The organism is Streptantibioticus ferralitis (genome assembly GCF_029223525.1).
Classification (GTDB): Bacteria; Actinomycetota; Actinomycetes; order Streptomycetales; family Streptomycetaceae; genus Streptantibioticus_A; species Streptantibioticus_A ferralitis.
In genome coordinates this window covers 153,329-163,110 of the sequence record NZ_JARHTQ010000019.1, presented here as the reverse complement: position 1 = coordinate 163,110, position 9,782 = coordinate 153,329, and the positions used below count along the sequence as shown (strand labels likewise).

Genomic DNA, 9,782 nt, shown 5'->3' with positions numbered 1-9,782 from the left:
CGACCACCGCCACGACCGCGACCACAACGGCGACCACCGCCACGACCGCGACCACAACGGCGACCACCGCCACGACCGCGACCACAACGGCGACCACCGCCACGACCGCGACCACAACGGCGACCACCGCCACGACCGCGACCACAACGGCGACCACAACCGGCGTCACGACCGCGACCACAACCGGCGTCACGACCACCGCCGTAAGGAGGACCGCCGCCAGGACAACCGCCGTCATCACCACTACCGGGGCCGCATCATCGCCCACAGTGGCCTCAACGTCCGCCAGCGCCCGACCACTCACAGCCGTATCGTCGGCTGGCACGCGCACGGATCCATCGTCAGCATCCGCTGCATGGTCCGCGGCGAGTCGATCAACGGCAACTCGCGCTGGTACCGGATGACCGACGGCAAGTACGGCTGGTCCTCCGGCCGCTACATCCACGACCTCGGCCGGACCCCGCGCTGGTGCACCCACAACGCCCACACCGCCCATCACGGCCACTGACGTAGCACCGCCTCGAAGCAACGCCCAAGCGCCGACGGGATTTCCAGACGCACCATCCCGGAAATCCCGCCGCGCGTACCCGAACACCTGGTTAGAGTGGGCGCACTCCAAAGATCACGCCCCCCAGAAGTACGCCGCAGAATGGGAGCGATCCCGCAGCACGGTCCGTGCAGTGGGCCGAGGAGGGGCGGCATGAGTGAGTCATGCCCTGAGCCCTTCCGAAGGATCGATCCCCGTGACACGCATCGACATAGGCCTCGGCCTGCCCATCAGCGACCCGGCGGCCCTGCTGACCTGGGCCCGGCGCGCCGACGAAGGCCAGCAGTCGCCACCAAGTGCACGACGCCGCGTTCGGGCGAGGTGACCCGTACTGCGAACATCCGCCAGGCATGCGCTAACGCTTCCGCCGCTACCAGGAACGGCACTGGGGTCTGCCCCGGGTGCAGCCTGACGACGACCGCCAAGCCGTTCGGCATGGGACGCGGGAAGGAGATGCGCGGCGCGATCGGTCGCAGCGCCTCGCCCTTGACCGCCAGGCCGCCGAGCATCGCTCGCGTCGGCTTGTGCGTTACCGATAGGTCGTTGAGCTGTGCGACCTTGCCCCATGACGCCAGCACCCGGAGTGCGGCGACCGGGTATCCGGTCAGGTACCAGTGCCAGGCGGGACGCCGCTCACGTACGATGCGCCCGAGACGGAACCGCCAGGCCAGCACGCCCAGGACCAACGCGAAAACGATGGGCCCCTGCATCAGGCACCACCGCCCTTACCCGCACGGGCGGTTGCTGACCCCGGAGCATCCGGTACGGGGGTGATGGCCGCGGCACGGAAGCTGATCCCGTGCCGGTCGCCCATCGCCCATCGCCCACGAAAAGGCTTCCAGGCCGGTGACCTTGACCAGGCCGCCCTCTTCGCCGCCGACCGGCTACTCCGGGACCCCGCCACCGGCACGCGCACCCTGCACCGCGTACTCATCCCAATGGCTGTCGCCGCCGACCACAACGAACTAGCCGACAACCCGGCAACCGAGCCCGAACAGATCTACGCCCTCCTAGCCACCGCCGGACACAAGCTCACCTGGACCGAGACCGTCCGCGCCCGCATGCCGCTCCCCGACGAGCGCACCACCCTCGAACTTCCCGACGCCACACCGGTCATCGAAACCACCCGCATCACCCACGGCAACGACAACCAGCCACTCCTCCTGGAAGAACTCCGCGCCAGCGCCGACCACGCCCAACTCGCCTACCGCATCACCGCCGACAGCCCCCGGACACTGCGCGCCGTTCACCCGTGAAATAGGCATCCGGGTTACATCTGGAGTTTTTAGCCTATTACCGGTCGCGCCAGGGCGGGTGCCAATGTCCCAATGTTTCCGATCATCCCATTTAGGGCTGCTGACGGAGCACCACGGGTTGGCATATCCGGCTGTCAGTAGTCCCTGCACGGACGGAAAGGGCAGGGATGCAGATGAAAATCTCATTGACACACGCCAGCGGAGCGCGAGCGGCGACGGGGGACCGACAACCCGAGCCAGGACCACCGACAGACTCCCCGGCCTCGCCCCGGTGCCGAGGGCTGAGGTGGTTCCTTGTCGCCGCACTGACGTCCCTTCTCGCCCTGACAGGCACGCTCGCACACGCCCAGGGCGCATGGCTGACCCTGCCTCCGATGCCCACCGGCCGCAGCGGACTGGCGGCGGCGACCGCGCCCTGCCCCGAGAACGTCAACGGCCTCAGTGGGACCTGCGTCTACGCCATCGGCGGCTTCAAGGGCTCCACCCTGAACACGGTGGAGGCATACAGCCCCGCCACCAACACCTGGGCGACCCTGCCCTCCATGCCCACCGCCCGCGCAAACCTGGCGGCGGCGGCCGCAACCTGCCCCAAGGCCATCGAGAGACGGAAGGCGACCTGCGTGTACGCCCTCGGCGGCACCAACGGCTCCGACCTGAACACGGTGGAGGCCTACAACCCAGCCGCCAACGTCTGGGCAACGCTGCCCTCCATGCCGACCGCCCGTCAGGGCCTGGCGGGGGCTGCCGCGCCCTGCCCAGCCGCGTTCACCAGGGATATGCGCGCCCCCTCTGGGCGAGCGATGGAAGAACGGGATAGTCGGCAGAGTCTTGGGAAAGGGAAAGCGGCCTGCGTGTACGCCGTCGGCGGCCTCAACGGCTCCATCCTGAACACGGTGGAGGCCTACAGCCACGCCGCCAACGTCTGGGCGACGCTACCCTCCATGCCCACCGCCCGCGTTGCACTGGCGGCGGCAACCGCACCGTGCCCCGACGCCTTGCGCCGTACGTGCGTGTACGCCATCGGCAGCGGAACCACGGCAGAGGCGTTCGACATTCAGGCTTCCACATTCAAGCCCGGCAGCACCGGCAGGTAAACCCGCGGGGCGGGGACACACGGCCAACCATGTGTCCCCGCCCCACCGTTGCGACACCCGTCACCAAGCCGGAACAGATCCACGCGTCCTGGCCGTCGCGGGGGGGCACAAACTCACCTGGACCGAAACCGTCCGCGTGATCACAAATGACCAGCGGGCGGGGGTTGTCCTGCTCCGAACCGACCATCACAGCACCTCTTGCATCGACGCCCGGAAGTACCCGGTGACCGTGACGCGGAACAACGTGTGGCCGGTACGACCCGCGTGCTGCAGACACCACACCTGTGGCCCCTCCCAGTTATCCGCACCTGCTGACGTCTCGTCACATTCGGCACACTCGGCAGCATGGATCGGCGGCCCGCTTGCCGTCTCCGTGGTCAGCAGCCACTGCGCGAAGCGCATCCGCGACTTGACCGAACCGCTCTCGGGCACACTCACTGCCCTCCCCCGCCCCCAGGAACCACCCTCACCTGCTCCGCAGCGTGGACGCGCATCCGCCGCCCGGACTTGAACACCAGCACCACGACGGGGCCGCCAGAGTCGTAACGGCCGTCGCGCACTGCTTTGACCTCCTCCTCCCGTCCACCCTTCGTGCTCACCACGTCCCCGCGCCGCACCTTGAACGCCGACTTCGACCTGTCACGCGCCACAGCAACCACCCTCTCCATCAGGTGAGTTGATCTCCGCCCAAACGACCTTTCCCGCGCCCTCTCGCGGCGCGACACTCCACCTGTCAGCGAGTGCCGCCACCAAGATCAATCCCCGACCGTTCGCAGCCTCCACCACCAGCGGTCGCTTCTCTGGGCGTTGGTCAGACGCGTCGTGCACCTCAATGCGGACACCGCGAGGGGTACGCATGAAGCGCGTCTCAATCTCTCGCCCGGGCGAGACCCGGGCATGCCGCACAGCGTTCGTCAGCAACTCGGAGAGGACCAGCGTCGAAGACTCGGTGATCTCTCCCAGGCCCCATCCCGCAAGCGTCGCGCGCAACTCGACACGTGCTAGCCGGACGGACTGCGGTCGGCGAGACCACCGCCGCACTACCACGTCCTCCATAGCGTCCATCTGTCGCAACTGCATGGCCATCAGCCTCGCGGTCAACAAATGGAGCAAGTAGTCCAGCGTGATTACCCGCCATGGGTAACATCACGTCAGGTAGGGCGCAGAGACCAGTGCGAGCCGCGCATCCACGGAGCACCGCTCATGTCCAAGTACGAACCACCGCAGGAGCTTCCGGCACGGTTACTTGCCGACACGGAGATGATCGAAGCATGCCGTCAGCGTGACTTCTCCAAGATCTTCCAGCTCGTCAAGCACCACGCAGGAATCTATCCATCGCTGATCGCACGACGCTGCGACATGACGCCGAGCCGAGTCGGCGAGGTGCTGTCGGGCCATCGCGTCGTGAAGGACATGACCGTGATCGAGCGGGTAGCCGACGGTCTTCGCATCCCCGGTCGACTGCTCGGACTCGCTCGTCGGGCCTGGGAACCGTGCGATGGGCAGCAACCTTTGTTGCCCGTGTCAGCCGTCGTCCCCACATGGACGCCACCGGACGCATCCTCGGGCAACGCGTGGGCTACGTCGTCCACCGACAACACGACTGACCCCGAATTCTTGATCGCGCTGATCGAGAGCCAGCTCCCCCAGCATTACCAGGGTGCGAACTTCTTCGGCGCGCGGCAGACCCTCCCTCCACTGCTGCACTACGCGCAGAGCATTACAGGCTTGCTGGAGACCGCCAACGGGGCTACTCGACAAGGGCTCTTGCGCATCGGGGGACTGGTCGCCGAGTTCCTAGGCTGGCTCTTCCAGGATCTTGGAGACTTCCGAACGGCTGCCTACTGGTCGGACCGGTCGATGGAGTGGGCGCAGGAGGCTGCCGACGACCACATGCAGTCCTACGTACTGTTCCGCAAGAGCAACCAGGCCACATCGCGAGTGAGCGCCGAAAGGGCGGTAGGTCTCGCCAGGGCCGCGCAGCGCATCCCTGGACTGACGCCGAGGATCACCGCACTCGCCGTGCAGCAGGACGCCCAGGGTTACGCGCTCATGCGTAACCCCAAGGCGGCTCTGGCCAAGTTCGACGAGGCGTACGTGCTTGCTTCCGAGACCGACCCGGCAGGGTTGGTGACCACAGTAGATGCGTCGTACTGCACTCCTACATACATCGAGATCCAGCGTGCGAACTGCTGGATCGACCTTGGCGATCCGATGCGCGCGGTACGCCTCTTCGAGAAGGAACTCGCCACGCTCCCGCAGGTCTACCGCAACGACCGCGGTGTCTACCTCGCTCGGTTGGCCCGCGCCTACGCCAAGGCAGACGAGCCCGAGCGGGGAGCCGAAGCCGCGACCAAAGCGCTGGCCATCGTCACACAAACAGGGTCCGCGCGGACGTTGGCGGAACTGGCCGCCGTCGCCAAAGCCGTCGCCCACCGCCGGGAGGTACCCGAAGTCGCGGTATTCACTGAACACTTTGAGGCGATCCGCGATCGGTTCGCATCGTGATCGGATCAGGAGTGATGGGGGATGCTGGGATCATGGATGCTTTGATCACGCAAGCCACGTCCGGCGACGAACGCCACAGGGGACCGGCCGTCGCCGTCCTCCCGGTGGGCAGCTTCGAGCAGCACGGGGACCACCTGCCACTGATCACGGATACAGCTATCGCCTGCCTGATAGCGCGCCGCATCGCCGACGATCACAGCCTGTTCCTCCTGCCACCGGTAACCATCTCTTGCTCCCACGAGCACGCACCGATGGCCGGGACGGTGAGCATCAGCGCCGCCACGCTCTACGCGATGGTCAACGACATCTGGCGGTCACTCGAAGCGTCCGGCATCCCCGGGCTGATCATCGTCAACGGGCATGGCGGCAACTACGTCCTGTCCAATGTCGTCCAGGAGATCAACGCCGCAGGCCCCCGCGTCGCCCTCTTCCCTGCACACGAGGATCGCGCCAAGGCCCGCACGGACGCGGCATTGGAGAGCAGTAGCGCAGAGGACATGCACGGCGGAGAATTCGAGGTCTCCCTCCTCCTACACGGGGCCCCGCATCTCGTCCGCGAAGGAGTGGAAGGCGACGACCACTCGGCGCCGAACCGGCCCCATCTGCTCACACTGGGCATGGCTGGCTACACGACCAACGGGATCATCGGCCAGCCCTCGCTAGCCAGCGCGACCAAGGGCAAGGCGCTCCTGGACAGCTTCTCCCGCTCGGCCGAGGCGCACCTAACCCTGATCGGCCAGGTCCCCGCCCAGTAGAGGCGTTGGGCAGTACCTGGAACACGAAGAGGCCCCAGCCGCAGCCGGGACCTCTCCTGAGTGCGCAGGGGGAAGCGGGATCTAGTCCGCCAGCGGCAGATAGACCCGGTTCCCCGCCTCCGCGAACTCCCTGGACTTCTCCAGCATCCCCGCCTCGATCTCCTCAGCGGTGGCGCCGTCGGCCGCGTCGCCGCCGAACCGCTCTGTGATGCTTTGGCTAATCTTCATCGAGCAGAACTTCGGCCCGCACATCGAGCAGAAGTGCGCCGTCTTGGCGGGCTCCGCCGGAAGCGTCGCGTCGTGGAACGAGCGAGCCGTGTCCGGGTCGAGGGCCAGGTTGAACTGGTCCTCCCAGCGGAACTCGAAACGCGCGTCCGACAGCGCGTCGTCCCACACCTGCGCACCGGGGTGGCCCTTGGCCAGGTCCGCCGCGTGCGCCGCGATCTTGTAGGTGATGACACCGGTCTTCACATCGTCGCGGTCCGGAAGTCCCAGGTGCTCCTTGGGAGTTACGTAGCAGAGCATGGCCGTGCCCCACCAACCGATCATCGCCGCGCCGATACCGGAGGTGATGTGGTCGTACCCAGGCGCCACATCGGTGGTCAGCGGGCCGAGGGTGTAGAACGGGGCCTCCTCGCAGATCTCCTGCTGGAGGTCGATGTTCTCCTTGATCTTGTGCATCGGGACATGGCCCGGGCCCTCGATCATCGTCTGGACGTCATGCGCCTTGGCGATCTGGTTCAGCTCGCCGAGCGTACGCAGCTCCGCGAACTGGGCCTCGTCGTTGGCATCGGCGATCGAACCGGGACGCAGACCGTCGCCCAGCGAGAACGTGATGTCGTACGCCCGCAGGATCTCGCAGAGCTCCTCGAAGTTCTCGTAGAGGAAGCTCTCCTTGTGGTGCGCCAGGCACCAGGCGGCCATGATCGAGCCACCGCGCGAGACGATGCCGGTCTTGCGCCGGGCCGTCAGCGGCACATACCGCAGCAGCACACCCGCGTGCACCGTCATGTAGTCGACGCCCTGCTCGGCCTGCTCGATGACGGTGTCCTTGTAGATCTCCCAGGAGAGTTCCTCGGCCTTGCCGTCCACCTTCTCCAGCGCCTGGTAGAGCGGCACGGTTCCGATCGGAACCGGCGAGTTGCGCAGCACCCACTCACGCGTGGTGTGGATGTTGCGGCCGGTGGACAGGTCCATGACCGTGTCGGCGCCCCAACGCGTCGCCCAGGTCATCTTCTCCACCTCCTCCTCGATGGAGGAAGTGACCGCCGAGTTCCCGATGTTGGCGTTGACCTTCACCAGGAACCGCTTGCCGATGATCATCGGCTCGATCTCGGGGTGGTTGACGTTGGCGGGGAGCACGGCGCGCCCGGCCGCGATCTCCTCGCGGACCACCTCGGGGGAGACGCCCTCGCGCAGCGCCACGTACTCCATCTCCGCGGTGGTCTCACCGCGCTTGGCGTACGCGAGCTGGGTCACCGCCTGCCCGTCGCGCCCCCGTCGGGGCAGCCGCGGGCGCCCGGGGAAGACCGCGTCCAGGTTGCGCAGGCCACCGCGCGGGGAGGTGTGCTTCAGCCCGTCGTCCTCGGGCCGCAGCTCCCGGCCCGGGTACTCCTCGGTGTCGCCCCGGGCGATGATCCAGTTCTCCCGGAGCGGGGCCAGCCCACGCCGCACATCCGTCTCGATGTTGGGGTCGGTGTACGGGCCGGAGGTGTCGTAAAGCGTCACATCGCGGCCGTTGGTGAGGTGCACCCGGCGCACGGGCACCCGCAGATCCGGACGGGATCCTTCGAGGTAGCCCTTGTGCCACCCGATCTCCGAGGAGGTTTCAGGCGTGCGTGCATCCTGCATGGTCATGAGACCCACTCCCTACGCCGGCATTACCCGGTAACAGGTTCAGCGGTCGACGCAGCGGCTTCCGTACGTTCTCTCGTACGGAGATCAGCGCCCTCTCAGCCCGGTGCTCCGAGCTCCCGCGATTGCAAAGGTACGCACAACGCTAGCGGGTCACCCGGGCGCGGCGCCAGGGGCCCTTGCCATCATCTGCCCGTGGACACGACGGACACGTCGGATACGGCGGGCACGGCGCACCGGCTGGCGGCGCAGGACGCGCCGGGCGCGGCGCGAACGGCCCGCGCCCGCCCGCGGGCACACTCGCACAGCCATGGACACGGTCCGGCCCATCCGGTCTCCGCGCACCTGCGCAAGGTGATCGCCGCGATTCTGGTGCCGTTCGCCGCGGCCGTCGCCGTCGGCCTGATCGTGCTGTGGCCGAACGGCGCACCGGCGCATACGCACACCGGAGTCGGCTTCGACCAGCGGACACAGTCGGCCGAGATCATCCGCGTCCAGAACGTGCGGTGCTCCAACGGGCCGATATCGAACGCCACTTCCGGCATCTGCCAGCAGGCGGAGGTCAAGGTGGCCTCCGGCAAGGACACCGGCCGTACGTTCACCGAGGTCGTCCAGCCGGGCCAACTGCGCCGCTATACCGCCGGGCAGCGGGTGGTCGTCGCCTATTCGCCCAGCGCACCGGCGAACCTGCAGTATTCGGTCACCGATGTCGATCGCACGGTCCCGATGGCCGCGCTCGCCGGGGTCTTCGCGCTCGCCGTTGTGGCGGTGGGGCGGTGGCGCGGGGTGAGCGCGCTGGTGGCGCTGGTGATCAGCTTCGCGGTGCTGACCCTCTTCATGCTCCCGGCGATCCTGCAGGGCGACGATCCGCTGCTGGTGGCGGTGGTCGGGGCCAGCGCGATCATGCTGGTGGCGCTCTACCTCTGCCACGGCGTGGGCGCCCGCACCTCGGTCGCGGTCCTCGGCACCCTCTGCTCGCTGCTGCTGATCGGACTGCTGGGCTCGGTGTTCATCGACTGGGCGCTGCTGACCGGCGACACCTCGGACGAGACCGGCCTGGTGCACACCCTCTACCCCGGTATCGAGATCCGCGGTCTGCTGCTCGCGGGCGTCATCATCGGGTCGCTGGGCGTGCTCGACGATGTGACGGTGACCCAGGTCGCGGCGGTCTGGGAGCTCAAGGAGGCGGATCCCGCGGCGTGTTGGCGCAGGTTGTACGGCGCGGGAATGCGGATCGGCCGCGATCACATCGCCTCCGTGGTGAACACACTGGTGATGGCCTACGCGGGCGCCTCGCTGCCGCTGCTGCTGCTGTTCTCCATCGCCCGCAGCGGGGTGATGACGGTGGCGAACAGCGAGATCGTCGCCGAGGAGATCGTGCGGACGCTGATCGGCAGCATCGGACTGGTCGCGTCGGTGCCGCTGACCACGGTGCTGGCGGCCCTGGTGGTCTGCGCCGACCGCCCCGATCGGGCGCATCGCAGGGGCCGACGCCGCAGATCCTGAGCTACCCTCCGGACATGGTGGGGCTTCAAGGACGAGTGACGGGGACGATCGGCCCGGGTCTGGTGGGCGAAGTGATCGTACGGGTACGGGGTGGCGCCGAGCACTTCCTGGCGTACCCGATGGAGGCGGGCCAGCGCATCGAGACCGGGACGCTGGTCGTGGTCGTCGAGTACCAGGCGCCACGCACCGTTTACGTCGCACCCTTCGCTTAGGCACCTGGCTTAAACCCGAAGATCGATAACGGTCTGGGCGCGGCTGTGAT

General features: G+C 67.6%; 12 protein-coding genes and 1 pseudogene. 7 read left to right on the top strand and 6 right to left on the bottom strand.

Translation table 11 applies throughout. The annotated features are described in order from the left end of the window. Window positions 1-508, top strand: a 508-nt coding sequence (locus P2L57_RS26045) for an SH3 domain-containing protein (RefSeq protein ID WP_275818495.1), incomplete at its 5' end; no start/stop codon positions are given. A 269-nt stretch (window positions 509-777) separates the two neighbouring features. Here the strand turns inward: P2L57_RS26045 and P2L57_RS26040 are convergent. Together P2L57_RS26040 and P2L57_RS41255 are read right to left on the bottom strand one after the other, a co-directional pair. Then, window positions 778-1,257: a hypothetical protein gene (locus P2L57_RS26040; RefSeq protein WP_308292516.1), complete on the bottom strand. Its 480-nt coding sequence runs from the start codon at window positions 1,255-1,257 to the stop codon at window positions 778-780. Next, window positions 1,257-1,431 (bottom strand): annotated as a pseudogene (locus tag P2L57_RS41255) (SCO3933 family regulatory protein); the annotation flags it as partial. The gene P2L57_RS26040 and the pseudogene P2L57_RS41255, both read right to left, overlap by 1 nt. A gap of 54 nt (window positions 1,432-1,485) precedes the next feature. Here P2L57_RS41255 and P2L57_RS26035 point away from each other — a divergent pair. Next, window positions 1,486-1,803: a UTRA domain-containing protein gene (locus P2L57_RS26035; protein WP_372515923.1), complete on the top strand. Its 318-nt coding sequence runs from the start codon at window positions 1,486-1,488 to the stop codon at window positions 1,801-1,803. A 374-nt stretch (window positions 1,804-2,177) separates the two neighbouring features. Further along, window positions 2,178-2,897 (top strand): Kelch repeat-containing protein, encoded by a 720-nt coding sequence (locus tag P2L57_RS26030; protein ID WP_275818493.1) that lies wholly within the window; start codon window positions 2,178-2,180, stop codon window positions 2,895-2,897. A gap of 186 nt (window positions 2,898-3,083) precedes the next feature. Here the strand turns inward: P2L57_RS26030 and P2L57_RS26025 are convergent, their stop codons facing one another. The 3 genes from P2L57_RS26025 to P2L57_RS26015 are packed head-to-tail and all read right to left on the bottom strand — an operon-like array spanning window position 3,084 to window position 3,953. Beyond that, a complete protein-coding gene (locus P2L57_RS26025; protein ID WP_275818492.1) occupies window positions 3,084-3,335 on the bottom strand; it encodes a DUF7848 domain-containing protein in 252 nt (83 codons plus the stop codon). Continuing rightward, window positions 3,332-3,547, bottom strand: coding sequence for a hypothetical protein (locus P2L57_RS26020; protein ID WP_275818491.1), 216 nt, complete (start codon window positions 3,545-3,547; stop codon window positions 3,332-3,334). The genes P2L57_RS26025 and P2L57_RS26020 overlap by 4 nt, the downstream gene beginning before the upstream one ends. Continuing rightward, window positions 3,537-3,953 carry an ATP-binding protein gene (locus P2L57_RS26015; protein ID WP_275818511.1) on the bottom strand — a complete coding sequence of 139 codons (417 nt, stop codon included), beginning with the start codon at window positions 3,951-3,953 and terminating at the stop codon, window positions 3,537-3,539. The genes P2L57_RS26020 and P2L57_RS26015 overlap by 11 nt, the downstream gene beginning before the upstream one ends. Window positions 3,954-4,100: 147 nt before the next feature. On the opposite strand from P2L57_RS26015, the gene P2L57_RS26010 reads away from it, so the two are divergent. Together P2L57_RS26010 and P2L57_RS26005 are read left to right on the top strand one after the other, a co-directional pair. After that, the gene (locus P2L57_RS26010) at window positions 4,101-5,405 is read left to right on the top strand and encodes an NsdA family TPR-like regulatory protein (protein ID WP_275818490.1); all 1,305 of its coding nucleotides are present in this window, start codon (window positions 4,101-4,103) and stop codon (window positions 5,403-5,405) included. A 32-nt stretch (window positions 5,406-5,437) separates the two neighbouring features. After that, complete coding sequence (locus P2L57_RS26005) at window positions 5,438-6,160, top strand: creatininase family protein (RefSeq protein WP_275818489.1); 723 nt, start codon at window positions 5,438-5,440, stop codon at window positions 6,158-6,160. 81 nt (window positions 6,161-6,241) lie between these two features. Here P2L57_RS26005 and thiC read toward each other — a convergent pair whose 3' ends face one another. Further along, entirely contained in the window at window positions 6,242-8,017 is a 1,776-nt protein-coding gene (gene thiC, locus P2L57_RS26000) for a phosphomethylpyrimidine synthase ThiC (RefSeq protein ID WP_275818488.1), read from the bottom strand. A 192-nt stretch (window positions 8,018-8,209) separates the two neighbouring features. On the opposite strand from thiC, the gene P2L57_RS25995 reads away from it, so the two are divergent. Both P2L57_RS25995 and P2L57_RS25990 read left to right on the top strand, forming a co-directional pair. Beyond that, window positions 8,210-9,520 (top strand): YibE/F family protein, encoded by a 1,311-nt coding sequence (locus P2L57_RS25995; protein ID WP_372515918.1) that lies wholly within the window; start codon window positions 8,210-8,212, stop codon window positions 9,518-9,520. A 14-nt stretch (window positions 9,521-9,534) separates the two neighbouring features. Next, window positions 9,535-9,732 carry an NfeD C-terminal domain-containing protein gene (locus P2L57_RS25990; protein WP_275818487.1) on the top strand — a complete coding sequence of 66 codons (198 nt, stop codon included), beginning with the start codon at window positions 9,535-9,537 and terminating at the stop codon, window positions 9,730-9,732. The last annotated feature ends 50 nt before the right edge of the window (window positions 9,733-9,782 follow it).